This is a genomic window from Kitasatospora sp. NPDC004272, from assembly GCF_053603035.1.
The window spans coordinates 1-26,193 of record NZ_JBSGET010000005.1 but is presented as its reverse complement, the minus strand read 5'-3'; the positions used below and the strand labels follow the sequence as shown (position 1 = coordinate 26,193).

Below are 26,193 nucleotides of genomic sequence, written 5' to 3'. Positions count from 1 at the left end.
CTGCGGAGCGAACGGGCTTGGCACGGATCGAGCTGCAGGGCACGAGGGACTCGAACCCCCAACCGCCGGTTTTGGAGACCGGTGCTCTACCAATTGAGCTAGTGCCCTACGGAGCCTCGCGGCTCCGGCGTGGCCCCCAACCTACCGCATCCGCCCGACCGTGTGGTGTACCCGGCCGAAGGATCCGCACTTCGGGAGCCATCGAGCAGTGAGTGTACGGGTTCTTCGCCGATTGGTCGAACCCCATTCACCGAGATCCACATTCGGCGACTTTCGGCGTCCTCCGCCCGAGATCCTCCGGCTCCGATCGCCGTCCGCCCGAGATCGTCCGGGGCCGCGGCGCGGATGCTGGAACGCCGGTGCCCACCGGGGGAAACCGCGATGCCCGCGGTCCGTTCGGTCTGGGACCATTCAAGGCATGAGCGCACCCACCCCCGAGAACGTCTCCCCCGCCGCCCGCCGGGTCTCCGCCCGGGTCGGCGCCATCGCCGAGTCCGCCACCCTCGCCGTCGACGCCAAGGCCAAGGCCCTCAAGGCCGCCGGGCGTCCGGTGATCGGCTTCGGCGCCGGCGAGCCCGACTTCCCGACCCCCGGCTACATCGTGGACGCCGCGGTCGCCGCCTGCCAGGACCCGGCGAACCACCGCTACACCCCGGCCGGCGGCCTGCCGGAGCTGAAGGCCGCGATCGCCGCCAAGACGCTGCGCGACTCCGGCTACCAGGTGGACGCCTCGCAGGTGCTGGTGACCAACGGCGGCAAGCAGGCGATCTACAACGCCTTCGCCGCGATCCTCGACCCGGGCGACGAGGTGATCATCCCGGCCCCGTACTGGACCACCTACCCGGAGGCCGTGAAGCTGGCCGGCGGCACCCCCGTCGAGGTCGTCTCGGACGAGACCACCGGTTACAAGGTCTCGGTGGAGCAGCTGGAGGCCGCCCGCACCGCGAGCACCAAGGTCGTCCTGTTCGTCTCGCCGTCCAACCCGACCGGCGCGGTGTACACCGAGGCCGAGGCCGAGGCGATCGGCCGCTGGGCGCTGGAGCACGGCCTGTGGGTGCTCACCGACGAGATCTACGAGCACCTGGTCTACGGCGACGCGACCTTCACCTCGCTGCCCGCCCTGCTGCCCGAGCTGGCCGACAAGTGCATCGTGGTCAACGGCGTGGCCAAGACCTACGCGATGACCGGCTGGCGGGTGGGCTGGCTGATCGGCCCGAAGGACGTCGTGGCCGCCGCCTCCAACCTGCAGTCGCACGCCACCTCGAACGTCTCCAACGTGGCCCAGCGCGCGGCGATCGCCGCCGTCGCCGGGGACCTCTCCGCGGTGGACGAGATGAAGACCGCGTTCGACCGCCGCCGCCGCACCATCGTGGCGATGCTCAACGAGATCGAGGGCGTGCTCTGCCCCGAGCCCGAGGGCGCGTTCTACGTGTACCCGTCGGTCAAGGCCCTGCTGGGCAAGGAGCTCCGCGGCAAGCGCCCGCAGACCTCCGCCGAGCTGGCCGCGCTGATCCTGGACGAGGCCGAGGTCGCGGTCGTCCCCGGCGAGGCGTTCGGCACCCCCGGCTACCTGCGGCTCTCCTACGCGCTCGGCGACGCCGACCTGGTCGAGGGCGTCAGCCGGATGCAGAAGCTGCTCGGCGAGGCCCGCGACTGACCTCCCGTCAGCCCCGCCCCCCGCGACTCACCCGATCGGGCGAGGTACGGGGGGCGGTTCCTGTTTCGGGGGGTTTTGCGGCAGGATCGGTGAATGGATCGCCTGCGTGATGTCCGGAGCCTGCCGAAGGCCCATCTGCACCTGCACTTCACCGGTTCGATGCGCCCCGCGACGCTGCTCGAACTCGCCGACAAGCACGGGATCCGGCTGCCCGAGGCGCTCAGCTCCGAGCACCCGCCCAAGCTCCGGGCCACCGACGAGCGCGGCTGGTTCCGCTTCCAGCGGCTCTACGACACCGCCCGCTCCTGCCTGCGCGACGAGTCCGACATCCGCCGGCTGGTCCGGGAGACCGCCGAGGACGAGCGCGCCGACGGCTCCCGCTGGCTGGAGATCCAGGTCGACCCGACCTCGTACGCGCCGCTGCTCGGCGGCCTGACCCCGACCCTGGAGCTGGTGCTGGACGCCGTCCGGGAGGCGTCCGAGGCCACCGGCGTCGGCATCCGGGTGCTGGTCGCCGCGAACCGGATGAAGTCCCCGATGGACGCCCGGACGCTGGCCCGGCTCGCCGTCCGGTACACCGACCAGGGGGTGATCGGCTTCGGCCTCTCCAACGACGAGCGCCGCGGCCTGGCCCGGGACTTCGACCGGGCCTTCGCGATCGCCCGCGGCGGCGGCCTGATCGCCGCCCCGCACGGCGGCGAGCTCGCCGGGCCCGACTCCGTCCGCGACTGCCTGGACGACCTGGGCGCCACCCGGATCGGCCACGGCGTGCGCGCCGCGGAGGACCCGCGGCTGCTGCAGCGGCTCGCCGACCGGCAGGTCACCTGCGAGGTCTGCCCGGCCTCCAACGTCGCCCTCGGCGTCTACGACAGCCCCGAGCAGGTGCCGCTGCGCGCGCTCTTCGAGGCCGGCGTCCCGCTCGCCCTCGGCGCCGACGACCCGCTGCTGTTCGGCTCCCGGCTCGCCGACCAGTACGCCCTGGCCCGCGAGTCGCACGGTTTCACCGACGCCGAGCTGGCCGAGCTCGCCCGCCAGTCGATCCGCTCCTCCCGGGCCCCCGAGCACGTGGTGAAGGAACTCCTGGGCGAGGTCGACGCCTGGCTGGTGGAGGAGCCGGCCCGGGCTTCCTAGGACCGGCGGGTGAGGGCGCTGCTCGCCGCGGCGAGCAGCCCGCCCACCGGCGGGGCGCCGACCGCGACCAGGGCCGCCCCGACCACGAACGGCCCGCCGTGCTGCCCGCGACGGCGGCTGAGCACCCGGCGGGTTCAGAGGCTGACGCCCACCATCACCGGCTCGTTCACCAGCTCGACCCCGAACGCCGCGCGCACCCCGTCCCGCACCTCGCGGGCCAGGGCGAGCAGGTCCTCGGTGGTGGCCGAGCCGCGGTTGGTCAGGGCCAGGGTGTGCTTGGTGGAGAGCGTCGCCGGGCCGCTGCCGTGGCCCTTGCGGAAGCCCGCGTTGTCGATCAGCCAGGCCGCGGAGGTCTTGGTGCGCCCCTCCCCCGCCGGGTAGCTCGGCGCCCGCAGCTCGCCCAACCTGGCGCTGAACGCGGCGAACTGATCGTCCGTCAGGACCGGGTTGGTGAAGAACGAGCCCGCCGACCAGGTGTCGTGGTCGGCCGCGTCCAGCACCATGCCCTTGCCCGCGCGCAGCCGCAGCACCTCGGCGTGGGCGTCGGCCAGCTTCACCCGCTGCCCCGCCTCGACGCCCATCGCCCGGGCGGCCTCGGCGTACTTCACCGGCGAGGACAGCCCGCCCTCGTCCGCGAGCCGGAACCGCACCCGCAGCACCACGTACCGGTCCGGGTCCGCCTTGAAGCGGCTGTGCCGGTAGGAGAAGGCGCAGTCGGCGTTGGCCAGCGTGACGGTCTCGCCGAGCAGGCGGTCGTAGGCGACCACCTCGGTGATGCTCTCCGCGACCTCCTGGCCGTACGCCCCCACGTTCTGCACCGGGGTCGCGCCCGCCGAGCCGGGGATCCCGCCGAGGAACTCGATCCCGGCCAGCCCGGCGTCGACCGTGCGGGCCACCGCGTCCGACCAGACCTCGCCGGCCGCGAGTTCGAGCCGCGTCCCGTCCAGTTCGAAGCCCTCGGTGACGATCCGCAGCACCGTCCCCGGGAAGCCGGCGTCGCCGATCACCAGGTTCGACCCGCCGCCGATCACCAGCAGCGGCTCCCCCGCCGCGTCCGCCGCCCGCACCGCGGCCACCACCTCGGCGTCCGTCTGCGCCGTCACCAGCCGGCGGGCCGGACCGCCCAGGCGCAGCGTCGTCAACGGGGCCAGCGGCGCGTCCATCTCCTCGATCACCGCCCCAGCGTAAGGCAAGCCCCGGGGAGGACGGCGGGCACGCACCACCGGGGGCCGCCCGCCTACCGGTTCGCCGCGAGGCGGCGCCGCGCCTCGTCCCAGCCGGGCTCCGCCGCGCTCTCCGCGTCCCAGGTGGCGAACGCGGAGTGCTCCATGGCGGGGCGGAGGGCGGTCATCGCCCGCCGGTGCGTCCCGGAGCGGACGAAGGCGGCGAGCGCCTCGCGGTCGCTCCAACTGGAGAGCACCCAGAAGGTGCGGTCCAGGGGCGCGGCCCGCAGGGTGACGCCGAGGGCGCCGGGGGCGCGGCGGGCCCGACTGCGGACCTTCAGGGACTGCCGCAGGAAGCCGGGAACGTGCCGCAGTCCGCGGACCTTGAGTTCGGCGGCCATCACGACGGGCCGGGCGGGGGGCTGCTGGGCGGCGGGGCCGGGACTCCACGGGAGCGTCATCGCGAGCACGGGTTCCTCCTCTTGTTCCTCGTCCGTCGGCTGGTCGCCGACCGGCGCTCAGGCCCGGTCGGCCGGTACGGGGGCGGGGGCGGGGGCGGGGGCGGCGTCGGGAGCGGACTCCGGGCGGGCCGCCGCGGCCGTCCGCACGCCCCGCCGGCGCGGGACGAGCGCGGCGGCGACCGCGCCGGCCCCGATCGCGAGGGCGCCGACCAGGACGGCGGGGACGAGTCCGTCGGTGAAGGAGTCGACGCTGCCGTAGCCGCCCCGGGCGGAGAAGACCGCGGAGAGCACGGCTACCCCGAGCGCGCCGCCGACCTCGCGCATGGCGTTGTTCGCGCCGGAGGCGATGCCCTGTTCGGCGGGCCGGACGCTGGCCATCACCAGGTTGGCGGTGGGGGCGAAGTACAGGGCCATCCCGGCGCCGCAGAGCATCAGGACCGGGACCTGTGCCCCGTACCCGGCGGAGTTCTCGGCGAGCAGGGCCATCCCGACCAGGCCGAGGGCCTGCAGGACGAGGCCGGTGACGACGATGGGGCGGCCGCCGATCCGGTCGGTGAAGATGCCGGCGAGCGGGGAGATCAGCAACGGCATGGCGGTCCACGGGAGCATCCGGAGGCCGGCCTGTTCGGCGGTGTAGCCGTTGACGCCCTGGAAGTACTGGCTGATCAGGAAGATCGAGCCGAACATGCCGAGGAACATCAGCAGGCTGGCGGCGTTGACGGCGCTGAACGTCCGGTTGCGGAACAGCCGCATCGGCAGCATCGGCCGCTTCGCGTAGCGGGCCTCGTACCCGGCGAAGGCGGCCAGCAGCAGGACGCCGCCGGTCAGCGCGGTGAGCACCAGCGGGTCGGTCCAGCCGTCGGGGTTGCCGCGGACCAGGCCGAGGACGAGGCCGAACAGGCCGGCGCTGACCAGCGCGGTGCCGGGGAGGTCGAGGCGGGGGTTCTCGCCGCGGCTCTCGCCGAGCACGGCGCGGGCGAGCGGCAGCAGGAGCAGGCCGACCGGGACGTTCACCCAGAAGATCCACTGCCAGGAGAAGTGCTCGGTGAGGGTGCCGCCGATCAGCGGCCCGGTGGCGACGGCCAGTCCGCTGACCCCGGACCAGATGCCGAAGGCCATGCCGCGCTTGGCGGCGGGGACCGCGACGGTGAGCAGGGTGAGCGTGAGCGGCATCATCACGGCCGCGCCGACGCCCTGGACGGCGCGGGCGGCGATCAGCGTGCCCATGCTCGGGGCGAGCGCGGCGGACGCCGAGCCGAGGGTGAAGACCACGAGCCCGCCGAGGAACAGCCGGCGGCGGCCGAAGCGGTCGCCGAGGGCCGCGCCGAACATCAGCAGGACCGCGAAGGTCAGGGTGTACGCGCTGACCGTCCACTCCAGGTCGGCGAGGGCGCCGCCCAGGTCGGCGCGGATCGCGGGCAGTGCGGTGGTGACCACCAGGTTGTCGAGGCCGGCCATGAAGCTGGCCACGCTGACGACCACCAGGGTCCAGACGGCTTGCCTGTTCATCTCTGCTTCCCCCAGGTTGTGATTGATCAATAACTTTCGTGGGCCGAAAAAAGGGCGCCCGCCGCCGTCGGCGGAGCGCCTCAGCCCTCCCCGTCCCGCCTCCGGTTGAGCTCCGCGAAACCCTCCCAGAGCTCGTGGCCGGCCGGGTACCCCAGCGCCACCAGGGTGTTGATCAGCATGCCGTGCGCCATGAACTCGGTGGCCGACACCCGGTCGCCGAGCCGGTCGCGGATCCGCTCGAACAGCCGGAACCAGCCGGCCCGGGCGATCTCGCCGATCTCGTTGTCCCCGACCGATTCCGCCGCGAACACCGAGACGTAGATCTGCATCTGCATCATGACCTGCTCGCGGTCGGCAATCAGGCCGAGGTACGCCTCGCCCATCGCCGCGCACGCGGCCTCCCCCGTCAGGCCCTCCGACGCGCGGTCGAAGACCCGCCAGGTCTCCTCGATGCAGTGTTCCGCCGCCGCCTCGAAGATCGCCTGCTTGTTGGGGAAGAGTCGGAACAGGTACGGCTGCGAGACTCCCACCCGGCGGGCGATCGCCTCGGTGGAGGTGCCCCGGTACCCGCCCCGGGCGAACTCCACCATGGCCGCCCGGACGACGCTCTCGCGCCGCTCCTCGGCGGACATCCGCATGCTGTTCCTGGCCACACCCAAAGATTAGTGATTGGCCAATAACTTAGCAACCCCCGCGGGTCCGCGGCCCCCGGGCAGGGGCCCCGCCGTCCGGGGCCCCCACCGCCGGGAGCGCGTCAGGCCAGGCGGACGACGGCCCGGGCCATGCCGAGGACCTTCTGCCCCGCGCTGGTGGCGGTGAGGTCGACCCGGACCCGGTTGTCCTCCAGCAGCGCGGCGACCTTCCCGGTGACCTCGACGGTGGCGCCGACCCCGTCGTTGGGGACGACGACCGGCTTGGTGAACCGGACGCCGTACTCGACGACCGCGGCCGGGTCGCCGACCCAGTCGGTCACCACCCGGGCGGCCTCGGCCATGGTGAACATGCCGTGCGCGATCACGTCCGGGAGGCCGACCTCCAGGGCGAATTTCTCGTTCCAGTGGATCGGGTTGAAGTCCCCCGAGGCACCGGCGTACTGCACCAGCGTCGCCCGGGTGACCGGGAACGACTGCGCCGGCAGCTCGGTGCCGACCTGGACCTCGTCAAAGCGGACCGCCACGGTCACTCCTCCCCGGCTTCGTCGGCGGCGCGCGCCACCAGCGTCATGATCGACGTCACCACGTGCTCGCCGCTGGCGTCGTCGACCTCGCCGCGGACGGTCAGCACGTCGTTGCCCGCCAGCGACTTGATCGCGTCGATCGAGACCGTGACGGAGAGCCGGTCGCCGGCCCGCACCGGGCGGGTGTAGGCGAACTTCTGGTCGCCGTGCACCACCCGGCTGTAGTCCAGGCCCAGCTCGGGGTCGTTGACGACCTGCGCGGCGGCCCGGAAGCTCAGCATGAAGGGGAAGGTCGGCGGGGCGATGACGTCCGGGTGGCCCAGCGACTTGGCGGCCTCGGCGTCGGTGTACGCCGGGTTCGCGTCACCGATCGCGGCGGCGAACTCGCGGATCTTCTCCCGGCCCACCTCGTACGGCTCGGTGGGCGGGTAGGTCCGCCCGATGAACGAGGGGTCGAGTGGCATGGGGCAACTCCTCTGGTGCGTACGGCCGTCCGCCGGCGGTCCGGCGATGCTCCGGCGGTGGTCCAGTATGCAGAAACGGCTCCAGGCCGCGCCCCGAGTGGGGTGCGGCCTGGAGCCGAGGCAAAGTCAGCGGGTTTCGCGGTGCGCCGTGTGAGAGTTGCAACGCGGGCAGTGCTTCTTCATCTCAAGACGGTCCGGGTCGTTACGCCGGTTCTTCTTGGTGATGTAGTTCCGCTCCTTGCACTCCACGCAGGCCAGCGTGATCTTCGGGCGGACATCGGTGGCAGCCACGGGAGTGCCTTCCTTGGACAATGAATAAGAACACAGACAAGAGTAGTCGATCGGGAGTAATCCCCCCGATCGACTACGCGGGGTAGCGGTGACCGGACTTGAACCGGTGACACAGCGATTATGAGCCGCTTGCTCTACCAACTGAGCTACACCGCTTTGATGATCGGAACCTCACCGGAGCGAGGAGCCTCTCACCAGAGCCCCCATGCGGAATCGAACCGCAGACCTTCTCCTTACCATGGAGACGCTCTACCGACTGAGCTATAGGGGCGAACGAGGAAGAGATTACACGGTTCCGGGCCAGAGGTGAAATCCGTATCCGCGCCGGATCTCCGCAGGTCGGCGGCACCGCACTGACGCGCCGTCACCCGACACCCGTTCGACCGCCGCCGCCACCGGAACGCACCCGACACGTCCCGACACGTCAGGGCGGCCCGCATCCGACCGTCGCGCCCGAGGTCGGCCTAGGCTCGACCGTCAGTGATCTCCCGAGGTCCCCCGAGCGGTCTCCGCGGCCTCCTGGGCGGCCTCTTCAACGGGTGCGCCGCAGGTCGGCCGCCCCGCACCGGCTCCGGGGCCGCCGGACGGTCGACGGGACTGGAGGAGCGGACCGATGAGCGAACGCAGCGAGGGCGCCCAACCGCCGCCCGCCAACCCGCTCGGGCACGGGCCGGTGCTGCTGCTCACCGGGGCCCGGCTGCTGGACGGGCGGGTGGTGGACGTCCGGATCAGCGGGGACCGGATCCAGGCGGTCGGCACCGTCGGCAGCCTCGGGCCGCTGCCCGCGATGCCCGGACAGCCGACGGTGACCACCGGCGCCCGGATCGACCTGTCCGGCTACCTGCTGCTGCCCGCCCCCGCCGAACCGCACGGGCACTACGACAGCGCCTTCTCCGCCGCGCTGCCCGAGCCCGCCGGGGACGGCCCGGCCGAACTGGTCCGCCGGGCCACCGAGTCCGCGCTCACCTCGCTCGGCTACGGGGCCACCGCCCAGCGCACCCACGTCCGGATCGGCGACGTGCACGGGCTGGCCCGGCTGGAGGCCGTCCTCACCGCCCGCCAGTCGCTGCGCGGCCTGGCCGAGCTGCAGGCGGTCGCGATGCCCCGGCTGCTCACCGGCCGGGCCGGCGCGGACGGGCGGGCCCTGCTGCGGGACGCGCTCAAGCTCGGCGCGGACGCGGCGGGCGGCTGCCCCGACCTCGACCCGGACCCGGTCGGCTACGTGCACGTCCTGCTGGAGGCCGCGGCCGAGGCCGACTGCCCGGTCGACCTGCACACCAACGCCGCCGACCAGGCCCAACTCTCCCGGGTGGCCGCCGCGTTGGCCCCGCACCGGCCCCGGGTCACGCTCGGCCCGTGCAGCGCGCTGCCGCCCGGCGGCGCCGACGTGCTGGCCAGCGCGGGCGTCCGGGTGGTCTGCCTGCCGCAGAACGGCGGCTGCACCGGGCTCGAAGGCCGGCCGATCGGCCTGCGCCCTTCCCTGGTCCGGGAGTTCGCGCACGCCCGGGTCGCCCTCACGGCCGGCGCCGGCGCCCTGCGCGACGCCTCCAACCCGGTCGGCCGGGCCGACCCGCTGGACGCCGCCCGCCTGCTCGCCGCGAGCGGCGCGCTCTCCCCCGAGGCCGCCTACGACGCCGTCTCCGCCCAGGCCCGCACCGCCCTCGGCCTGGCCCCCGTCCGGGTCGACGCCGGGTTCCCCGCCGAACTCCTCGCCGTCCGCGGCGACAGCCTGACCGGCGCCCTCTCCGGCGGCCAGTCCCGCCTGGTGGTGCACTGCGGCCGGATCGTCTCCCGCACCAGCGCGGTCCGCGAGTTCGCCGACACCGTCACGCTGGCCCTCCCCCGCCAGAACCACCCGGACTGAGCCCGCCCGGGCCGGGGCGGGCCGGGCCGAGCCGTCCGGCCCGCGTCGGCACCGCCCGGGGCCCGGACGACGAAGAAGCCCCCGGGCTGCGTCTCCGCAGCCCGGGGGCTTCTCCACTATCCAGTGGCTGGTGCAGGGTTCGAACCTGCGTAGCTTGCGCGACAGATTTACAGTCTGCTCCCTTTGGCCGCTCGGGCAACCAGCCAGGGATGGTGTCTCGCGGAGCGCTGCCCCGTTCGACGTCGTAAACGATACCCGATGGTGGGGGGTGGTTCGCCACCCGGTTACGTCACGTCGTGATCAAGGTCGGCGCGCGGCCGTTGCGGGCGGGGGCCCGGAGCGCTGGATAGGCTGGGGCGTCGCCCGCCGGTGGCGGGTGGCGCGACCGTGCAGCCTGTAGTGCAAGGAGACCAACACCCATGGCCGACTCCAGTTTCGACATCGTCTCGAAGGTCGAGTGGCAGGAGGTCGACAACGCGATCAACCAGACCTCCCGCGAGATCGCCACCCGGTTCGACTTCAAGAACGTGGGCGCCGAGATCAAGCGGTCCGGCGAGAAGATCGAGATGAAGGCCAACGGCGAGGAGCGGGTCCGGGCGATCCTGGACGTGCTGCAGACCAAGTTCGTCAAGCGCGGGCTGTCGCTGAAGGCGCTGGACGCGGCGGAGCCGCAGCTGTCCGGCAAGGAGTACAAGATCTTCGCCGACATCAAGGAAGGCATCACGACCGACGATGCCAAGAAGGTCGCGAAGATCATCCGCGACGAGGGCCCGAAGGGCGTCAAGGCGCAGGTCCAGGGCGACGAGCTGCGGGTCAGCTCGAAGTCGCGGGACGACCTGCAGACCGTGCAGGCGCTGCTCAAGGGCAAGGACCTGGACTTCGCGATCCAGTTCGTCAACTACCGCTGAGCGGTGGTAAGCGGTTCCGCACCAGGGAGGGCGCACCGGCGACGGTGCGCCCTCCCTGCTGACCGCTGAACCGGTTCGGGCGGCACCAGCGGGCCTCTTCACCCGGACGCGCCGGACCTCGTGCTCGGATCGGCCGACGGGCCGGCGGCGGTCAGCCCTCGGCGGGCCCGGCCGGGGTGCGGCGGCGGCCGTCGACGGCGGCGGCGACCTCGGGGGCGGTCGCGGCGGTGGCGCCGAGCGCCCGCAGGACCCGTTCGAGCGGGGCGCCGTCGGCGGGGACGAGCGGGCCGAGGGTGATCCGGCCGTCGTACCAGAGGGCGGCGCGGCGGCCGCCGGGATGCTCCTCGTCGGCTTCGACGTAGGCGATCGGGGCGGACTTGGACCAGCCGGCGATCCGCAGGGCGAATCCGGAGGGGAACCGCTTGAACCCGAAGTCCGGCGCGGTGGAGGGGTGTTGGAGCGCGTCGTGGAGTTCGTCGGTCATCGGCACCAGCGCGAGGCCGTGCGGCAGGGGTGCGGAGCGCGCGAGCGGGACTTCGGCCGTGACTACGGCGATCAGCTCATCGGCGGCGATCAGCGCGTTCAGTTCGTATGGCACCGCCCCATTCTCCGCCCGGAAAGTCATCCGGTCAGGAAAACAATCGAACTGACTATCCATCCGATATGCCGGACATCGGCCGCACCCGCTCCGACCTGCCGGAAGCCCTCTCCGGGACCAAGGTCCCGAAAACGGTTCGCAGGCGCTCGGCGGCGTTCGCGCGCCCGTCCGGTACGGCAGAGTGGGCGGGGTGACCCGAACCCCGCCGCAGCGCCCGGCCACCGGCGCCAGGCCCACGCCCGAACAGCTCGCCGCCGCCCAGGACACCGCCATCGAGGACGTGGCCGCACCCGGCCTGCGGGTGCTGTTCTGCGGGATCAACCCGGGCCTGTGGTCGGGCGCCACCGGGCAGCACTTCGCCCGACCGGGCAACCGGTTCTGGCCCGCCCTGCACCGCTCCGGTTTCACCCCGCGACAGCTGGGGCCGGCCGAGCAGGACGAGCTGCTCGGGCTCGGGCTGGGCATCACCAACGTGGTGGGCCGGACCACCGCGAAGGCGGCCGAGCTGACCGCCGAGGAGTACCGGGAGGGCGGCCGGGCGCTGGAGGAGCGGGTGCGGCGGCTGCGGCCGCGCGCGCTGGCGGTGCTCGGGATCGGGGCGTACCGGGCGGCGTTCGGCCGGCCGCGGGCGGTGGTCGGGCCGCAGCCGGAGCCGATCGGCGACACCGAGGTGTGGCTGCTGCCGAACCCGAGCGGACTGAACGCGCACTACACGCTGGACGGGATCGCGGACGAGTTCCGGGCCCTGCGCGAGCACCTGGAACGCCAAGGCGAGTAAGGCAATCGTTTAGTAAAAAATAAATCCACGATCTGGCCCAAGCTGTTCGTAAGTAGCTTCACCGGTTAAGAATCGACCCATGGCCGAACTCTCCTTCCCGCCCGGTTTCGTCTTCGGGGCCGGCACCGCCGCCTTCCAGATCGAGGGCGCCACCCGCGCCGACGGCCGCGGACCGTCCGTCTGGGACGCCTTCTGCGCCGAGCCGGGCCGGGTCGAGGGCGGCGACACCGGGGAGCCGGCCTGCGACCACTACCGCCGCTGGCCGCAGGACGTCGAGCTGCTGCGGCGGCTGGGCGTCGACTCGTACCGCTTCTCGGTCTCCTGGCCGCGGGTGCTGCCCACCGGCACCGGGAAGGTCAACCGGGCCGGGCTGGACTTCTACTCGCGGCTGGTGGACGGGCTGCTGACGGCCGGGATCGAGCCCGCCGTGACGCTCTACCACTGGGACCTGCCGCAGGCGCTGGAGGACGGCGGGGGCTGGCGGGCCCGGGAGACCGCGCACCGGTTCGCGGAGTACGCGGCGGTGGTGGCGGAGGCGCTGGCGGACCGGGTGCCGCGCTGGACCACCCTCAACGAGCCCTGGTGCAGCGCCTTCCTCGGCTACGGCAACGGCGTGCACGCCCCGGGAGTGCGCTCCGGGACGCCCGCGCTGGCCGCCGCCCACCACCTGCTGCTCGGCCACGGCCTGGCGCTGGGGGCGCTGCGCGCGGCCGGGGTCCGGGAGGCCGGGATCACCCTCAACCTCGACCAGGTGTACCCCGCCACCCCGGACGACGAGAGCGCCGCGCTGCGCGCCCGCACCCAGCGCAACCTGGTGTGGACGGAGCCGCTGCTGCGCGGCCGCTACCCGGCCGCGGAGGCGGACACCTGGGGCGAGCTGATCGAGCGCCAGGACTTCCGCCGGGACGGCGACCTGGCCGTGATCGCGGCGCCGATGGACTTCCTGGGCGTCAACTACTACACCCCGGCGACCGTCCGCACCGCCCCGCACCGGGAGCCCGACCCGGCCCGGCGGGACGCCACCGACAACCGCTTCGCGCACGTCCGCGACCCGCACGCCCGGCACACCGCGATGGACTGGGCGGTGGCCCCGGACACCCTGCGCGAACTGCTGGTGGGCCTGCGCGAAGAGTACGGCCCGGCGCTGCCGCCGCTGTTCGTCACCGAGAACGGCTCCGCCGAGGACGACGTCCCCGGCCCGGACGGCGTGGTGCACGACGCCGACCGGACCGCCTACCTGGAGGGCCACCTGCGGGCGGTGGCCGGGGCGCTGGCCGCGGGGGTGGACGTGCGCGGCTACTACGTGTGGTCGCTGCTGGACAACTTCGAGTGGACGTACGGCTACGGCAAGCGCTTCGGGGTGGTGCACGTGGACTACGCCACCCAGCGGCGCACCCCGAAGGACTCGTACCACTGGTACCGGGAGTTCGTCTCCCGTCACTCCGCCAGGAGTTGAGCCTCGAAGCGGGCGCGTTCGCGCACCACGTACGCGGCGTCGGAGAGGTACATCAGGTGGTGCCCGTCGGCCAGGTGCGAGGCGAACGCGGCGCTCCCGGCGGCGGCCTCGGCCCGCATGTGCGCGACCAGGGCGTGCAGCCGGGCCTCGATCGCGTCGACCAGGCCCGCCCGGTCGGCCCGGCCGAGGCCGTACGCGTCGCAGAACTCGCGCACCCGGACGGCCTGCTCGTCGGGGGTGCCGAAGCCGTCGGCGTTGCCGGGGGCGGTGGTGGGCGCCCAGCGGTAGGCCGCGTACGCGACGTCCCACAGCCGGGGGCCGGGGTGGGCGGTGTCGAAGTCGATGACGCCGACCACGTGCTCGCCGGCCAGCACGCAGTTGTGCGGGGCGTAGTCGCCGTGGCAGACCACCTCGACCGGCTCGCGGACGGGCAGCATCCAGCCCTCGGCGGTGTAGCCGGCCGTGGCGTCGTGGTACTCGCGCAGCAGCCGGGCCGCGTCGAGCAGCGCGGTGCGGGAGGCGGCGGCCGGGGTCGGCGGGTAGTCGGAGACCTCGCCGGGCAGGAAGTCCAGCACCTCCCGGCCGTCCTCGGCCAGCCCGTGGAACCGCGGCCCGGCGGTGAACCCGGCCGCCCGCAGGTGCGCCAGCAGCCCGTGCACCGTCGGCGACCACGGCCCGGTCGGGCGCAGCACCCGGCTCCCGCGCCGCTCCACCCGGTTGACCCCGCCGGCCATGATCTCGCCGTCCGCCACGCGCCGCTCCTCACCGTCCGTCCACGACCCGGCAGTTGTACCCCGGGGCGGGCCGCTCCGCGAACGGTTTTCGGGCGCTCCGGTCAGCGGGTGCCGAAGCCCCGGTCGGTGTCGACGACCTCCCGGCCGAGCGGGGTCAGCGAGATCGGGACCATCTTGAGGTTGGCCCAGCCGAACGGGATGCCGATGATCGACAGGAACAGCGGGATGCTGGTGACGATGTGTCCGATCGCCAGCCACCAGCCGGCGAACACCAGCCAGACCACGTTGCCGACGCAGGACGGGGCGCCCGCGTCGTCCCGCACCACGGTGGTGCGGCCGAACGGCCAGAGCATGAAGCCCGCGAGGCGGAAGGACGCGATGCCGAACGGGATCGTGACGATCAGGACGAAGCAGATGATCCCGGCGAGCGCGTAGCCGATCGCCATCCACAGGCCGCAGAACAGCAGCCAGATGACGTTGAGCAGGAAGTTGACCAGCTTCATGCCTCCAGGCTCGCACACCCGGGCCGCCGGTGGCAGGTGGCGGCGCTGCACTGTGGCAGGGGTGTGACGGGAGCGGGGCGGGGGTGCGACGGGAGCGGGCTGAGCGGCGGTCAGGGCCGCTCGTTCACCCGGCGTTCGGCCGGGGTGGCGGGCCGAGCGGGTGCGGAGTTCGCCGGGGCCGGGAGCGTGCCGGGCGGGAACGACGGGCGGCCCGCCGCGGGGCGGGCCTCCCGTCGCACCGGGCGGGGCGTCAGGCGAGCAGCTTGTCCTTGGCCCGCTGGTACTCCTCCTCGGACAGCGCGCCGCTGTTCTTGAGGTCGGCCAGCTTCGCCAGGTCCTCCACGTGCCCGGTGGTGGTGCCGCCGCCGGTGGTGCCGCCGCCGGTGCCCGCTGCCTTGCGGACGTAGTCCTGGAACGCCGCGTCCGCCCTCCTGGCCTGGTCGACGTCCCGCTGGTGCATCGAGCCGCCGCGGGCGATCAGGTAGACCAGCACGCCGAGGAACGGCAGCAGGATCACGAAGATCGTCCAGCCCGCCTTGCCCCAGCCGCCCATGTCCTCGCTGCGGAAGACGTCCGTGATGATCTTGAACAGCAGGAAGAACCAGAGGATCCAGAGGAACAGCTCCAGCATCGTCCAGAAGATGTCGAGCAGCGGATAGTTGTCCATGACGCTCCGATCCCGCGCGCAGTCAGACGGAACGTCCCCGCGCCTCGAACGGCGTAGGGACGAAACGATTCTTACCACCGCGAAACGGACACCGCATGTCGAGCGGGGCGCCGGGGCGACGCCCGGGCGGCGTCAGCGCGGGTCGTTCTGCAGCCGGTCGAACTCGGCGACGTCCGGGTGGTGCAGGTCGAAGGCCGGGGACTCGGAGCGGATCCGCGGCAGGGTGGTGAAGTTGTGCCGCGGCGGCGGGCAGGAGGTCGCCCACTCCAGCGAGCGGCCGTAGCCCCACGGGTCGTCGACCCCGACCCCGGGCGCGTACTTGGCGGTCCGCCAGACGTTGTACAGGAACGGCAGGGTGGACAGGCCGAGCAGGAACGAGCCGATGGTCGAGACGGTGTTCAGGGTGGTGAAGCCGTCCGAGGCGAGGTAGTCGGCGTAGCGGCGCGGCATGCCCTCGGCGCCCAGCCAGTGCTGGACCAGGAAGGTGGTGTGGAAGCCGACGAACAGCGTCCAGAAGTGGATCTTCCCGAGGCGCTCGTCCAGCATCCGCCCGGTCATCTTCGGCCACCAGAAGTAGAAGCCGGCGAACATCGCGAAGACCACCGTCCCGAACACCACGTAGTGGAAGTGCGCGACCACGAAGTACGAGTCCGAGACGTGGAAGTCGATCGGCGGCGAGGCCAGCAGCACGCCGGTCAGGCCGCCGAACAGGAAGGTGACCAGGAAGCCGACCGACCAGAGCATCGGCGTCTCGAAGGAGAGCGAACCGCGCCACATGGTGCCGACCCAGTTGAAGAACTTCACGCCGGTCGGGACCGCGATCAGGAAGGTCATGAACGAGAAGAACGGCAGCAGCACCTGCCCGGTGACGAACATGTGGTGCGCCCACACCGTGATCGACAGGCCGGCGATGGCGATGGTGGCGCCGATCAGGCCGGAGTAGCCGAACACCGGCTTGCGGGAGAACACCGGGAGGATCTCGGTGACGATGCCGAAGAACGGCAGCGCGATGATGTACACCTCCGGGTGCCCGAAGAACCAGAACAGGTGCTGCCACAGGATCGGCCCGCCGTTGGCCGGGTCGAAGACGTGCGCCCCGAACTTCCGGTCCGCCTCCAGGCAGAGCAGCGCGGCCGCGAGGACCGGGAAGGCCATCAGCACCAGGACCGAGGTCAGCACCACGTTCCAGGTGAAGATCGACATCCGGAACATCGTCATGCCGGGCGCCCGCAGGCAGACCACGGTGGTGATGAAGTTGACCGAACCGAGGATGGTGCCGAACCCGGAGAAGGCCAGGCCCATGATCCACATGTCGGCGCCGACGCCCGGCGAGTGCACGGCGCTGTTCAGCGGCGCGTAGGCGAACCAGCCGAAGTCCGCCGCGCCGTTCGGGGTCAGGAAGCCGCCGACCGCGATCAGCGAGCCGAACAGGTACAGCCAGTACGCGAAGGCGTTCAGCCGCGGGAACGCGACGTCGGGGGCGCCGATGTGCAGCGGCATGAACCAGTTGGCGAAGCCCGCGAACAGCGGGGTGGCGAACATCAGCAGCATGATCGTGCCGTGCATGGTGAACGCCTGGTTGAACTGCTCGTTCGAGAGGATCTGCGTCCCCGGACGGGCCAGCTCGGCGCGCATCACCAGCGCCAGCACCCCGCCGAGCAGGAAGAAGGCGAACGAGGTGACCAGGTAGAGGGTGCCGATCTGCTTGTGGTCGGTGGTGGTCAGCCACACCACCAGCGCCCGGCCCCGGCGCGGGCGGGAGGCCCGGCCGAAGCGGCGGCGCGGGGGCGGCTGCGGGACGGGCGGGCCGGACGGGCCGCCCAGTTCGGCATCGCTCGGCAGCATGGTCACCGCACCGCACCTCCGGCCTCGGACTGGTCAGTGCGTTCAGCCCTACCAGCGGGGCGGGGGCGCCCGGCGGACGCTCGCCGCAGGCTCGCCCGAAGGGGTCAGTGCCCGGCCATCCGCTCCAGCCGGGCGATCCGCTCGCGCATCGGCGGGTGGGTGGAGAACAGCTTCGCGCCGCGCTCGCCGGGCCGGAACGGGTTGGCAATCATCATGTGGCTGGCGGTCTGCAACTGCGGCTCGGGCGGCAGCGGGAGCCGCTGGGTGCCGGCGTCCAGCTTGCGCAGGGCGCTGGCCAGGGCCAGCGGATCGCCGGTGATCCGGGCCCCGTCGGCGTCCGCCTGGTACTCGCGGGAGCGGCTGACGGCCAGCTGGATCAGGCTCGCCGCGACCGGCCCCAGGATCATGATCGCCAGCATGCCGACCAGGCCCGGGCCGTCGTCGTCGTCCGAGCGGCCGATCGGGATCAGCCAGGCGAAGTTCACCAGGAACATCACCACCGAGGCGAGCGCGCCCGCCACCGAGGAGATCAGGATGTCCCGGTTGTAGACGTGGCTCAGCTCGTGGCCCAGGACGCCGCGCAGCTCCCGCTCGTCCAGCAGCTGCAGGATGCCGTCGGTGCAGCAGACCGCCGCGTTGCGCGGGTTGCGGCCGGTGGCGAAGGCGTTCGGCGCGGGCGTGGGCGAGATGTACAGCCGGGGCATCGGCTGGCGGGCCGAGGTGGAGAGCTCGCGGACGATCCGGTACAGCTGCGGGGCCTCGATCTCGCTGACCGGGCGGGCCCGCATCGCGCGCAGCGCCAGCTTGTCGCTGTTCCAGTACGCGTAGGCGTTGGTGCCGACCGCGACCAGCAGCGCCACCAGCAGCCCGGTGCGGCCGAAGAAACCGCCGATCACCAGGATCAGCGCGGACAGGCCGCCCAGCAGGACGGCCGTCCGCAATCCGTTGTGGTGGCTGTGCACTGCGGGCCCTCCTGTGGTGCCGGTGGAAGCCGTGGAGCCGCCTCCCTCTGCCGGGATCAACGCGGCGAACCGGTCGGTTCGTTCCCCCCGGCATTCGACCACGGCTCAGAACAGGCTGCCCGACACCACCCTCAGCACCAGCTGCGGAGCCACCGAGAGCACCACCGCTCCGGCCGCCGCCAGGCCCAGCGCGGCGGTCAGCGGGGCCGGGACGCGGCGCGGGCCGGGGGCCTCCGGGGCGGGCGCGGACCCGGAGGCGGGCTCGGTTCCGGACCCGGTCTCGGACTCGGCGGGCGCGAACAGCAGCGCGGTCCACTTCAGGTAGTAGGCGAGCGCGATCACCACGTTCACTGCCATCACCACGGCCAGCCAGCCCAGGCCGGCGTCCACCGCCGAGCGGAACACCACGACCTTGCCGAACAGGCCCACCACGCCCGGCGGCAGGCCGGCCAGGCAGAGCAGGAAGAACGCCAGCGCGAACGCCGCCCACCGGTTGCGCCCGGCCAGGCCGCGGAAGCCGTCCAGCCGCCCGGAGCCGCCGACCAGCGCGACCGCGCCGAACGCGCCCAGGTTCACCAGGCCGTAGATCAGCGCGTACGCCACGGTCGCGCCCAGCGGCCCGGCCGAGTCCGCGTACCCGGCCGCGGCCAGCGGCACCAGCAGGTAGCCGGCCTGGCCGACCGAGGACCAGGCCAGCAGCCGGACCGCCCCGTGCCGGGTGTCGGTGCGCTGGCGCAGCGCGGCCGTGTTGCCGACCGTCATGGTGAGCGCGGCGAGCACCGCCAGCACCAGGCCCCAGGTGTGGCCGTACGGGCGGAAAGCGACGGTGGTGACCAGGGCGAGGCCGGACAGGCCGGCCGCCTTGCCGACCACCGAGAGGTAGCCGGCCACCGGGAGCGGGGCGCCGACGTAGGTGTCGGGGACCCAGAAGTGGAACGGGACGGCGGCGGCCTTGAACGCGAAGCCGACCAGGGTGAGCACCGCGCCCGCCTCGGCGAGCGGCTTCAGCTGGCGGGGGGCGTGGGCCAGTCCGTCGGCGATGCCCTGGAGCTGGATCGTTCCGGCGGCGGCGTAGACGAAGCTGACGCCGAGCAGCATCACGGCGGTCGCGGTGACCGAGGAGAGGAAGAACTTGAGCGCGCTCTCCGCGCCCCGGCCGTCCCGGCGCAGGCCGACCAGCGCGAACGCGGGCAGGGTGGCCACCTCCAGGGCGATCACCAGGGTGGCGAGGTCGCGGGCGGCGGGCAGCAGGGCGGCGCCGCAGGCGGAGGAGAGCAGCAGGAACCAGTACTCGCCGCCGGGCAGGGCGTCCTCTTCGACGGTGTGCAGCGAGAGCAGCACGGTCAGCAGCGCGCCGCCCAGCACCAGCAGCTGGAAGGCGAGCGCGAAGTGGTCGGCGGTGTAGGAGCAGCCGCCGCCGGGGCTCTTGAAGCAGAACGTCGAGCGGGTGTCGCCGACCAGCGGGATCAGCGCGGCCAGCGCGGCCAGCAGTCCGGCCGCGCTCAGCCACCCCAGCAGGCGCTTGCGGGCCTCGGGCAGGAACAGGTCGGCGACCAGCACGGCGAGGGCGGCGAGCGCGGCGATCAGCGGCGGGGCGACGGCCACCCAGTCGACGGACTGGATCAGGCCGCCCGGGTCGGCGACGGCGAGCGGAGTCATGAGGGGCTGCCCCAGGTCGTGAGCGGTGGTCATCAGCCGCCTCCGAGGAGGTGCTTGACGGCCGGGTCGGAGAGGCCGAGGAGCAGGGCCGGCCACAGGCCCGCGAGCAGGGTGAGCGCGGCCAGCGGCGTCCAGCTGGCGGCCTCGTAGCCCTTGAGGTCGGGCAGCTCGGTGACCGGGGCGGGCTGCTCCGGGTCGCCCATGCAGACCCGCTTGACCACGACCAGCAGGTAGCCGGCGGTCAGCAGGGTGCCGAGTCCGGCCAGCGCCATGTAGGTGACGAACGCGGGCCGGGAGAGCCCGGCGGCCGGGTCGAACGCGCCGTACATGGCGAGCAGTTCGCCCCAGAACCCGGCCAGTCCTGGCAGGCCGAGGCTGGCGACGGCGGCGAACGCGAGCAGCGCGCCGATCCGCGGCGCGCGGCCGTAGAGGGCGGCGCCGGTGGCCCCGGCGAGGGTGTCGAGGTCGGCGGTGCCGTAGCGGTCCTTGACCGCGCCGACCACGAAGAACAGCAGGCCGGTGATCAGGCCGTGCGCGATGTTGGCGAACAGCGCGCCGTTCAGGCCGGTCGGGGTGAGCGAGGCGATGCCGAGCAGCACGAAGCCCATGTGGCCGACCGAGGAGTACGCGATCAGCCGCTTCAGGTCGCCCTTGGCGCCGGGCCGGGCCAGGGCCAGGCAGGCGAGCGAGCCGTAGACGATGCCGACGGCGGCGAACGCGCCCAGGTAGGGGGCGAAGGTCGCGGTGCCGTCGGGGACGACCGGCAGCAGCACCCGGACCAGGCCGTAGGTGCCCATCTTGAGCATCACGCCGGCCAGCAGCACCGAGCCCGCGGTGGGGGCGGCGGTGTGCGCGTCGGGCAGCCAGGAGTGCAGCGGCCAGGCGGGGGCCTTCACGGCGAGGCCGATCAGGATGGCCAGCGCGGCGATCAGCTGGGTGGTGTGCGACAGGCCGGAGCCGTGCGCGTCGGCGAGCTCCACCATGTCGAAGGTGCCGGCCTTGACGCCGATCAGCAGGAAGCCGAGCAGCATCACGGCGGAGCCGAGCAGGGTGTACAGGATGAACCGGTTGGCGGCGGCGGTCTTCCTGCCGCTGCCCCAGCGCGCGATCAGGAAGTACATCGGGATCAGCACGATCTCGAAGGCCAGGAAGAACAGCACCAGGTCGAGCACCGCGAAGGTGGCCAGCATGCCGGTCTCCAGCAGGAGCAGCAGGCCGGTGAAGGCCCGGCCGCCGGGGCCCGCGGGGAGCTTCTTCACCGAGTACAGCGCGCACAGGAAGGTGAGCAGCGCGGTGAGCACCAGCAGCGGCAGCGAGATCCCGTCGGTGCCCAGGTGCAGCCGGACGTCCAGCGCGGGGATCCAGGAGACGTCGGTGACGGCCTGCATCCGGCTCGGGTCGTCGTGGTCGAAGCCCGCGGCGAGGGCGACCGCCAGCAGCAGGGTGGCGCCGGTGACGGCGGTGCCCAGGCGCAGCGCCCGCCGGTCGCCGATCGGGGCGAGCGTCAGGGCGGCGCCGAGCAGCGGCAGGGCCAGGAGGGCGATGAGGACCGCGTTCATCGGGGGCTCCAAGGGCGTGCCGGGACGGGGAGGTGGGGGCGGGTCATGAGCCGACCGCCACCAGGACGGCGAGCAGGACGGCTCCGGCCAGCAGCGCGCTCAGGTAGCCCTGGGCGTTGCCGGTCTGGGCGAAGCGGACGGCGCGGCCGAGCCAGCCGGGGGCGGCGCCGGCGCCGCGCACGTAGGTCTCCACCACGGCGCGGTCCAGGAACCGGACCAGCCGGGCGGCGGCCGCGGTGGGCCGGACGAACAGCGCGGTGTACAGCCGGTCGACGCCGAAGCCGTGCCGGGCGGGCCCGTGCAGCGGGCCGAGCAGCAGGCGTCCGGGGTCGGTGGCGGGCTGCCCGGCGGCGGCCCGGGTGCCGGCCGTGCGCCAGGCGGCGTAGGCGAGCAGCAGGCCGATCAGGGCGGCGCCGGTGCCGAGCACCATGGTCTCGGTGCCGGGGCGCAGGCTCTCGCCGTCGAGCAGCCGGGGCAGCCAGTCGGTGCGCAGCCCGAGCAGGCCGAAGCCCATGGTGGGCACGGCCAGCACCCACAGCGGCCAGCGCATCGCGGCGGGTTCGGCGTGCGCCGGGTCGGCCTCGTCGATCTCCGGGGAGTACGGGGCGTCGGCGGGGGCGGCCACCGGGGCCGCCGGCCCGGTGTGGAAGGCGACCAGCCAGAGCCGGGTGGCGTAGGCGGCGGTGAGCAGCGCGGTGAGCAGTCCGGCGACCAGGACGGTCCAGCCCGCGGCGGCGGGGACGGCCGAGGCGGGGCCCAGGGTGCCGGTGAGGGCCTCGCCGTGGGCGGCGTGCTCGGCGGCGGTGAGCACCGACTCCTTGGAGAAGAAGCCCGCGAACGGGGGCAGGCCGACCAGGGCGACCAGGCCGATGCCCATCGTCCAGTAGGCGTCGGGGACGCGGCGGCGCAGGCCGTCGATCCGGGACATCGCGCTGATCGAGTTGGTGTGCGCGGCGTGGATGACCACGCCGGCGGTGAGGAACAGCAGCGCCTTGAACGCGCCGTGCGCGACCAGGTGGAACACGGCGGCCTGCCGGTCGCCGGCGGCCAGCGCCCCGGCCATGTAGCCGAGTTGACCGACGGTGGAGTAGGCGAGGACGCGCTTGAGGTCGTCCTGGGCGAGCGCGCACAGCGCGGAGCCGACCATGGTGACGGCGGCCATCACGGCCAGCACCAGCAGCGCGGCGGAGGACAGCAGGAAGACCGGCAGCAGCCGGGCGACCAGGTAGATGCCCGCGGCGACCATGGTGGCGGCGTGGATCAGCGCGGAGACCGGCGTCGGGCCGGCCATCGCGTCCGGCAGCCAGGTGTGCAGCGGGAACTGGGCGCTCTTGCCCGCGACGCCGGCGAGCAGCAGCAGCGCGATCAGCGTCGGGTGGTCGAGCCCGCCGTCGGCGGCGGTGCGCAGCACCTCGGTGATCCGGAAGGTGCCGGCGTCCGCGCCGAGCAGGAACAGGCCGAACAGGAACGGCACGTCGCCGAGCTTGGTGACAAGGAACGCCTTCAGCGAGGCGCTGCGGGCGTCGGCGGTCTCCCAGTGGTGGCCGATCAGGAAGTACGAGCAGATGCCCATCACCTCCCAGCCGACCAGCAGCACGATCAGGTCGCCGGAGTAGACGACCAGGAACATCGCGGCGGTGAACAGCGAGACCAGGGCCGCGTACGAGGGGTAGCGCGGGTCGTCCTTCAGGTACGCGGTCGAGTAGACCTGCACGCAGGTGGCGACCAGGCCGACCAGCACCGAGATCAGCGAGGAGAAGCCGTCCAGGTGCAGGGCGAGCGAGATCTCCGGGCCGCCGGTGGGGGCGAGCCGGGTGGCGGCGTCCAGGGTGGCGCCGGTGCCCAGCTGGAGGGCGGTGACCAGGGCGAGCACGGCGGAGACCGCGACCGGCAGCACCGCCAGCGGGCGGGCCAGGCCGGGGTACCGGCGGCCGGTGGCCAGTCCGGCGGCGGCGCCGAGCGCGGGCAGCACGGGGACGAGGATCGGCAGCGCGAGGTTCATCGGGCGACCTCCTCGGTGTCCGCCTCGTGGCGGTCGCCGAGCGCGGTGACCCCGTCGACGGCGGCGGTGCGGCGGGTGCGGTGGACCAGCAGCACGATCGCCAGGCCGAGGCCGATCTCGGCGGCGGCGACGGTGATGGTGAACAGGGTGAGCGCCTGTCCGGCGTGCAGGGTGTCGCGCAGCCAGACGTCGAAGGCGACCAGGTTGAGGTTGACGGCGTTGAGCATCAGCTCGACCGACATCAGCACCAGGATGACGTTGCGCCGGGCGAGCACGCCGTACACGCCGACGCTGAACAGCAGCACGGCGAGGACGGCGGGGTAGGCGAGGTGCACCTCAGCGCTCCTTCGGCTTCGTCGGGGCGGTGCGCAGCTTCCCGGCCCGCGGCCTGGCGTCCGCGCTGCCGCCCTTGGTGCGGGAGAGCACGATCGCGCCGACCAGGGCGGCCAGCAGCAGCACCGACAGCGCCTCGAACGGCAGCACCCAGTGCGAGAACAGGTACTCGCCGGTGAGCCGGGTGGTGCCGGCCGCGCCGCCCAGGTCGATCCAGGACGAGCGGAACGCGTCGACGACCAGGGTGACCAGGGTGGCGGCGGAGGCGGCGCCGACCGCGAGCGCGGCCGGGCGGTTGCCGGAGTCGGCGTCCGGGGAGCGGCCGATCGGGGCGCGGGTCAGCATCAGGCCGAACAGCACCAGCACGATCACCGAGCCCAGGTACACCAGCACCTGCACCCAGGCCACGAACTCGGCGGTCAGCAGCAGGAACTCGACCGCGAGCCCGCCCAGCGCGACCACCAGCCACAGCGCGGCGTGCACCAGTTGGCGGGTGGTCACCGAGACCACGGCGGCGCCGAGCACGAGCACACCGACCAGCAGGAAGACGATCTCCTGCCCGGTCGGCGAGAGGTACGAGCGCGCGGCGGGCTCCAGCGAGCCCGCCGCGGCCAGCAGGGTGCTCAACTCTCCCCACCCTCCTCGGCGGCGGCGGCCGCCGCCGCGGCTGCGGCGGCCAGCTTGTCGGCGGCCTTGCGGGCCATGGCGATCTCCTTGGGCTCCTCCGCCGCGGCGTCGTGCGCGGGCGGCGGCGGGACGGTCCACATCCACTCGCGCAGCCGCTCGCGCTCGTGGGTGAGTTCGCGGATGTCGGTCTCCGCGTACTCGAACTCCGGGGACCAGAACAGCGCGTCGAACGGGCACACCTCGACGCAGATCCCGCAGTACATGCAGAGCGAGAAGTCGATCGCGAAGCGGTCCAGCACGTTGCGGGTGCGGGCGCGGGCGTTCGGGTCGGCGGCGGGCAGCGTCTCCTTGTGGGAGTCGATGTAGATGCACCAGTCCGGGCACTCGCGGGCGCACAGCATGCAGACCGTGCAGTTCTCCTCCAGCAGCGCGATCACGCCGCGGGTGCGCGGCGGCAGGTCGGGCTGCACGTCGGGGTACTGCGCGGTGACGGTCTTGCGCATCATCGTGCGCATGGTGACGGCCAGGCCCTTGGCCAGGCCGGAGCCGGGAATTCCCATTACGAGATCGCCACCTTGATGATGCCGGTCAGGGCGAGCTGGACGAGCGCGAGCGGGATCAGTCCGGTCCACGCGAAGCGCATCAGCTGGTCCTCGCGCAGCCGCGGGTAGGTGACCCGCAGCCAGAGCACCACGAAGGCCAGCGCGAAGGTCTTCACCAGCGTCCACAGCCAGCCGAGGCCGTCCTCGAACGGACCGTGCCAGCCGCCCAGGAACAGCACCGTGGTCAGGCCGCAGAGCACCACGATGCCCGCGTACTCGGAGAGCAGGAACAGCGCGAAGCGCAGGCCGGTGTACTCGGTGTACGCGCCGAAGATGATCTCCGAGTCGGCCACCGGCATGTCGAACGGCGGGCGCTGCAGCTCGGCCAGGCCGGCCGTGAAGAAGACGAAGGCACCGATCAGCTGCCACGGCACCCACCACCAGTGGAAGGCGTCCACGATGCCGGGCAGCGAGACGGTGCCCGCCGCCATCGCCACCGAGGCGGCGGCCAGCAGCATCGGCAGCTCGTACGACATCAGCTGCGCGGCCGTGCGCAGCGCGCCCAGCAGCGAGAACTTGTTGGCCGACGCCCAGCCCGCCATCAGCGAGCCGAGCACGCCGACGCCCATCACGGCCAGCACGAAGAAGATGCCCGCGTCGACCACCTGGCCGACCATCCCGTCCGGGCCGACCGGGACCACCAGCAGCACCAGCAGGTAGGGCAGCAGCGCGACGGCCGGGGCCAGTTGGAAGACCTTCCGGTCGGCGCCCGCCGGGACGATGTTCTCCTTCTGGACGAACTTGACGCCGTCGGCGACCAGTTGCGCCCAGCCGTGGAACCCGCCTGCGTACATCGGGCCGAGCCGGCCCTGCATGTGCGCCATCACCTTGTGCTCGGCCTGGCCGACCACCAGCGGCAGCACCAGGAACGCCACCAGCGTGCCGACGCAGCGCAGCAGCGTGTCGAGGAGGTTCACGCGCCGTCTCCGTCCTGCTGCTCGGTGGGCTGTTCGGGCTGTTCGGCGGGCTGTTCGGTGGGTTGCTCGGCGGGCTGTTCGGTGGGCTGCCGCTCGGACCGCTCGGGCTCCGGTTTCCCGTCCCGCGCCGGTACGGGCGCGTGCCAGGGGGCGTCGGACGACTGGGTGCGGGCGGTGCGCCGCGGGGCCTCGGGCCGTTCGGCCGGGGCCCCGGCCCCGCCCTGGCTGACCGATCCCTCGCCGACGCTGCGGGTGCGGCGCGGCCGGTCGGCGCGCACCGGCGGGGCGGCGTCGGGCGCGGCCGCCGCGTCGGGCGCGGCGGCCTG

General features: G+C 73.2%; 27 protein-coding genes, 4 tRNA genes and 1 pseudogene. 6 read left to right on the top strand and 26 right to left on the bottom strand.

Going from position 1 to position 26,193, the window contains the following annotated elements:
- Window positions 1-35: 35 nt before the first annotated feature.
- A tRNA-Trp gene (locus tag ACWEO5_RS03210) sits at window positions 36-108 on the bottom strand.
- A 310-nt stretch (window positions 109-418) separates the two neighbouring features.
- Between ACWEO5_RS03210 and ACWEO5_RS03205 the strand changes: the two genes are divergently transcribed.
- Both ACWEO5_RS03205 and ACWEO5_RS03200 read left to right on the top strand, forming a co-directional pair.
- Window positions 419-1,657, top strand: a complete 1,239-nt coding sequence (locus ACWEO5_RS03205) for a pyridoxal phosphate-dependent aminotransferase (RefSeq protein WP_344552054.1) — start codon at window positions 419-421, stop codon at window positions 1,655-1,657.
- A 93-nt stretch (window positions 1,658-1,750) separates the two neighbouring features.
- Window positions 1,751-2,788 (top strand): adenosine deaminase, encoded by a 1,038-nt coding sequence (locus ACWEO5_RS03200; protein WP_452159647.1) that lies wholly within the window; start codon window positions 1,751-1,753, stop codon window positions 2,786-2,788.
- Here ACWEO5_RS03200 and ACWEO5_RS03195 read toward each other — a convergent pair.
- The 10 genes from ACWEO5_RS03195 to ACWEO5_RS03150 form a co-directional block, all read right to left on the bottom strand.
- Window positions 2,785-2,913, bottom strand: a complete 129-nt coding sequence (locus ACWEO5_RS03195) for a hypothetical protein (RefSeq protein WP_452159645.1) — start codon at window positions 2,911-2,913, stop codon at window positions 2,785-2,787. The genes ACWEO5_RS03200 and ACWEO5_RS03195 overlap by 4 nt on opposite strands.
- A 9-nt stretch (window positions 2,914-2,922) precedes the next feature.
- Window positions 2,923-3,960, bottom strand: coding sequence for a UDP-N-acetylmuramate dehydrogenase (locus tag ACWEO5_RS03190; protein ID WP_452159746.1), 1,038 nt, complete (start codon window positions 3,958-3,960; stop codon window positions 2,923-2,925).
- A gap of 65 nt (window positions 3,961-4,025) precedes the next feature.
- Window positions 4,026-4,412 (bottom strand): antibiotic biosynthesis monooxygenase family protein, encoded by a 387-nt coding sequence (locus tag ACWEO5_RS03185; RefSeq protein ID WP_452159744.1) that lies wholly within the window; start codon window positions 4,410-4,412, stop codon window positions 4,026-4,028.
- 57 nt (window positions 4,413-4,469) lie between these two features.
- Entirely contained in the window at window positions 4,470-5,921 is a 1,452-nt protein-coding gene (locus tag ACWEO5_RS03180; protein ID WP_452159643.1) for a DHA2 family efflux MFS transporter permease subunit, read from the bottom strand.
- A gap of 80 nt (window positions 5,922-6,001) precedes the next feature.
- On the bottom strand, window positions 6,002-6,553 hold the full coding sequence (locus ACWEO5_RS03175) for a TetR/AcrR family transcriptional regulator (RefSeq protein ID WP_452159741.1): 552 nt from the start codon (window positions 6,551-6,553) through the stop codon (window positions 6,002-6,004).
- Window positions 6,554-6,675: 122 nt separating this feature from the next.
- Entirely contained in the window at window positions 6,676-7,104 is a 429-nt protein-coding gene (locus tag ACWEO5_RS03170; RefSeq protein ID WP_344552058.1) for a MaoC family dehydratase, read from the bottom strand.
- Window positions 7,101-7,562, bottom strand: coding sequence for a MaoC family dehydratase N-terminal domain-containing protein (locus ACWEO5_RS03165; RefSeq protein ID WP_344552059.1), 462 nt, complete (start codon window positions 7,560-7,562; stop codon window positions 7,101-7,103). The genes ACWEO5_RS03170 and ACWEO5_RS03165 overlap by 4 nt, the downstream gene beginning before the upstream one ends.
- Window positions 7,563-7,688: 126 nt before the next feature.
- A complete protein-coding gene (gene rpmG, locus ACWEO5_RS03160; RefSeq protein WP_006604855.1) occupies window positions 7,689-7,853 on the bottom strand; it encodes a 50S ribosomal protein L33 in 165 nt (54 codons plus the stop codon).
- Window positions 7,854-7,936: 83 nt separating this feature from the next.
- Window positions 7,937-8,009 (bottom strand) — tRNA-Met (locus ACWEO5_RS03155).
- Window positions 8,010-8,051: 42 nt separating this feature from the next.
- Window positions 8,052-8,124, bottom strand: a tRNA-Thr gene (locus ACWEO5_RS03150).
- Between the two features lie 342 nt (window positions 8,125-8,466).
- On the opposite strand from ACWEO5_RS03150, the gene ACWEO5_RS03145 reads away from it, so the two are divergent.
- Window positions 8,467-9,717 carry a hydrolase gene (locus ACWEO5_RS03145; RefSeq protein ID WP_452159641.1) on the top strand — a complete coding sequence of 417 codons (1,251 nt, stop codon included), beginning with the start codon at window positions 8,467-8,469 and terminating at the stop codon, window positions 9,715-9,717.
- A gap of 124 nt (window positions 9,718-9,841) precedes the next feature.
- Here ACWEO5_RS03145 and ACWEO5_RS03140 read toward each other — a convergent pair.
- Window positions 9,842-9,922 (bottom strand) — tRNA-Tyr (locus tag ACWEO5_RS03140).
- A gap of 214 nt (window positions 9,923-10,136) precedes the next feature.
- Here ACWEO5_RS03140 and ACWEO5_RS03135 point away from each other — a divergent pair.
- Window positions 10,137-10,625, top strand: coding sequence for a YajQ family cyclic di-GMP-binding protein (locus ACWEO5_RS03135; RefSeq protein ID WP_344553620.1), 489 nt, complete (start codon window positions 10,137-10,139; stop codon window positions 10,623-10,625).
- Window positions 10,626-10,776: 151 nt separating this feature from the next.
- On the opposite strand, the gene ACWEO5_RS03130 is transcribed toward ACWEO5_RS03135, so the two are convergent.
- Window positions 10,777-11,223 (bottom strand): hypothetical protein, encoded by a 447-nt coding sequence (locus ACWEO5_RS03130; RefSeq protein WP_452159638.1) that lies wholly within the window; start codon window positions 11,221-11,223, stop codon window positions 10,777-10,779.
- 190 nt (window positions 11,224-11,413) lie between these two features.
- On the opposite strand from ACWEO5_RS03130, the gene mug reads away from it, so the two are divergent.
- Together mug and ACWEO5_RS03120 are read left to right on the top strand one after the other, a co-directional pair.
- On the top strand, window positions 11,414-12,001 hold the full coding sequence (mug, locus tag ACWEO5_RS03125; protein WP_452159636.1) for a G/U mismatch-specific DNA glycosylase: 588 nt from the start codon (window positions 11,414-11,416) through the stop codon (window positions 11,999-12,001).
- 79 nt (window positions 12,002-12,080) lie between these two features.
- Window positions 12,081-13,457 carry a GH1 family beta-glucosidase gene (locus ACWEO5_RS03120; protein WP_452159634.1) on the top strand — a complete coding sequence of 459 codons (1,377 nt, stop codon included), beginning with the start codon at window positions 12,081-12,083 and terminating at the stop codon, window positions 13,455-13,457.
- Here the strand turns inward: ACWEO5_RS03120 and ACWEO5_RS03115 are convergent.
- The 13 genes and pseudogenes from ACWEO5_RS03115 to ACWEO5_RS03055 form a co-directional block, all read right to left on the bottom strand.
- Entirely contained in the window at window positions 13,439-14,209 is a 771-nt protein-coding gene (locus ACWEO5_RS03115; RefSeq protein ID WP_452159632.1) for a phosphotransferase, read from the bottom strand. The two genes, ACWEO5_RS03120 and ACWEO5_RS03115, sit on opposite strands and share 19 nt — an antisense overlap.
- 83 nt (window positions 14,210-14,292) lie before the next feature.
- On the bottom strand, window positions 14,293-14,694 hold the full coding sequence (locus ACWEO5_RS03110) for a YccF domain-containing protein (protein ID WP_452159630.1): 402 nt from the start codon (window positions 14,692-14,694) through the stop codon (window positions 14,293-14,295).
- 250 nt (window positions 14,695-14,944) lie between these two features.
- Window positions 14,945-15,361: an SHOCT domain-containing protein gene (locus tag ACWEO5_RS03105; RefSeq protein ID WP_452159628.1), complete on the bottom strand. Its 417-nt coding sequence runs from the start codon at window positions 15,359-15,361 to the stop codon at window positions 14,945-14,947.
- 132 nt (window positions 15,362-15,493) lie between these two features.
- Complete coding sequence (ctaD, locus tag ACWEO5_RS03100; protein ID WP_452159739.1) at window positions 15,494-17,206, bottom strand: aa3-type cytochrome oxidase subunit I; 1,713 nt, start codon at window positions 17,204-17,206, stop codon at window positions 15,494-15,496.
- 104 nt (window positions 17,207-17,310) lie between these two features.
- Window positions 17,311-18,168 carry a zinc metalloprotease HtpX gene (gene htpX / locus ACWEO5_RS03095; protein ID WP_452159626.1) on the bottom strand — a complete coding sequence of 286 codons (858 nt, stop codon included), beginning with the start codon at window positions 18,166-18,168 and terminating at the stop codon, window positions 17,311-17,313.
- Between the two features lie 105 nt (window positions 18,169-18,273).
- Entirely contained in the window at window positions 18,274-19,827 is a 1,554-nt protein-coding gene (locus tag ACWEO5_RS03090) for an NADH-quinone oxidoreductase subunit N (RefSeq protein ID WP_452159737.1), read from the bottom strand.
- 32 nt (window positions 19,828-19,859) lie between these two features.
- Window positions 19,860-21,386: a complex I subunit 4 family protein gene (locus ACWEO5_RS03085; RefSeq protein ID WP_452159624.1), complete on the bottom strand. Its 1,527-nt coding sequence runs from the start codon at window positions 21,384-21,386 to the stop codon at window positions 19,860-19,862.
- A gap of 43 nt (window positions 21,387-21,429) precedes the next feature.
- The gene (locus tag ACWEO5_RS03080) at window positions 21,430-23,388 is read right to left on the bottom strand and encodes an NADH-quinone oxidoreductase subunit 5 family protein (protein ID WP_452159622.1); all 1,959 of its coding nucleotides are present in this window, start codon (window positions 23,386-23,388) and stop codon (window positions 21,430-21,432) included.
- Window positions 23,385-23,723: an NADH-quinone oxidoreductase subunit NuoK gene (gene nuoK, locus ACWEO5_RS03075; protein ID WP_452159620.1), complete on the bottom strand. Its 339-nt coding sequence runs from the start codon at window positions 23,721-23,723 to the stop codon at window positions 23,385-23,387. Before nuoK ends, ACWEO5_RS03080 begins: the two co-directional genes overlap by 4 nt.
- A gap of 1 nt (window position 23,724) precedes the next feature.
- A complete protein-coding gene (locus ACWEO5_RS03070) occupies window positions 23,725-24,348 on the bottom strand; it encodes an NADH-quinone oxidoreductase subunit J family protein (protein WP_452159618.1) in 624 nt (207 codons plus the stop codon).
- On the bottom strand, window positions 24,345-24,908 hold the full coding sequence (locus ACWEO5_RS03065) for a NuoI/complex I 23 kDa subunit family protein (protein WP_452159616.1): 564 nt from the start codon (window positions 24,906-24,908) through the stop codon (window positions 24,345-24,347). The genes ACWEO5_RS03070 and ACWEO5_RS03065 overlap by 4 nt, the downstream gene beginning before the upstream one ends.
- Window positions 24,908-25,867: an NADH-quinone oxidoreductase subunit NuoH gene (gene nuoH / locus ACWEO5_RS03060; RefSeq protein WP_452159614.1), complete on the bottom strand. Its 960-nt coding sequence runs from the start codon at window positions 25,865-25,867 to the stop codon at window positions 24,908-24,910. Before nuoH ends, ACWEO5_RS03065 begins: the two co-directional genes overlap by 1 nt.
- A pseudogene (locus ACWEO5_RS03055) lies at window positions 25,864-26,193 on the bottom strand (hypothetical protein); the annotation flags it as partial. The gene nuoH and the pseudogene ACWEO5_RS03055, both read right to left, overlap by 4 nt.

Bases quoted from the DNA above. Each gene is read 5' to 3' on its own strand.
- ACWEO5_RS03205 (WP_344552054.1), top strand. From the start codon at position 419: ATGAGCGCACCCACCCCCGAGAACGTCTCCCCCGCCGCCCGCCGGGTC.
- ACWEO5_RS03200 (WP_452159647.1), top strand. From the start codon at position 1,751: ATGGATCGCCTGCGTGATGTCCGGAGCCTGCCGAAGGCCCATCTGCAC.
- ACWEO5_RS03185 (WP_452159744.1), bottom strand. From the start codon at position 4,412: ATGACGCTCCCGTGGAGTCCCGGCCCCGCCGCCCAGCAGCCCCCCGCC.
- ACWEO5_RS03180 (WP_452159643.1), bottom strand. From the start codon at position 5,921: ATGAACAGGCAAGCCGTCTGGACCCTGGTGGTCGTCAGCGTGGCCAGC.
- ACWEO5_RS03175 (WP_452159741.1), bottom strand. From the start codon at position 6,553: ATGTCCGCCGAGGAGCGGCGCGAGAGCGTCGTCCGGGCGGCCATGGTG.
- ACWEO5_RS03165 (WP_344552059.1), bottom strand. From the start codon at position 7,562: ATGCCACTCGACCCCTCGTTCATCGGGCGGACCTACCCGCCCACCGAG.
- ACWEO5_RS03145 (WP_452159641.1), top strand. From the start codon at position 8,467: ATGAGCGAACGCAGCGAGGGCGCCCAACCGCCGCCCGCCAACCCGCTC.
- ACWEO5_RS03135 (WP_344553620.1), top strand. From the start codon at position 10,137: ATGGCCGACTCCAGTTTCGACATCGTCTCGAAGGTCGAGTGGCAGGAG.
- ACWEO5_RS03120 (WP_452159634.1), top strand. From the start codon at position 12,081: ATGGCCGAACTCTCCTTCCCGCCCGGTTTCGTCTTCGGGGCCGGCACC.
- ACWEO5_RS03110 (WP_452159630.1), bottom strand. From the start codon at position 14,694: ATGAAGCTGGTCAACTTCCTGCTCAACGTCATCTGGCTGCTGTTCTGC.
- ACWEO5_RS03105 (WP_452159628.1), bottom strand. From the start codon at position 15,361: ATGGACAACTATCCGCTGCTCGACATCTTCTGGACGATGCTGGAGCTG.
- ctaD (WP_452159739.1), bottom strand. From the start codon at position 17,206: ATGCTGCCGAGCGATGCCGAACTGGGCGGCCCGTCCGGCCCGCCCGTC.
- ACWEO5_RS03090 (WP_452159737.1), bottom strand. From the start codon at position 19,827: ATGACTCCGCTCGCCGTCGCCGACCCGGGCGGCCTGATCCAGTCCGTC.
- ACWEO5_RS03085 (WP_452159624.1), bottom strand. From the start codon at position 21,386: ATGAACGCGGTCCTCATCGCCCTCCTGGCCCTGCCGCTGCTCGGCGCC.
- ACWEO5_RS03080 (WP_452159622.1), bottom strand. From the start codon at position 23,388: ATGAACCTCGCGCTGCCGATCCTCGTCCCCGTGCTGCCCGCGCTCGGC.
- ACWEO5_RS03065 (WP_452159616.1), bottom strand. From the start codon at position 24,908: ATGGGAATTCCCGGCTCCGGCCTGGCCAAGGGCCTGGCCGTCACCATG.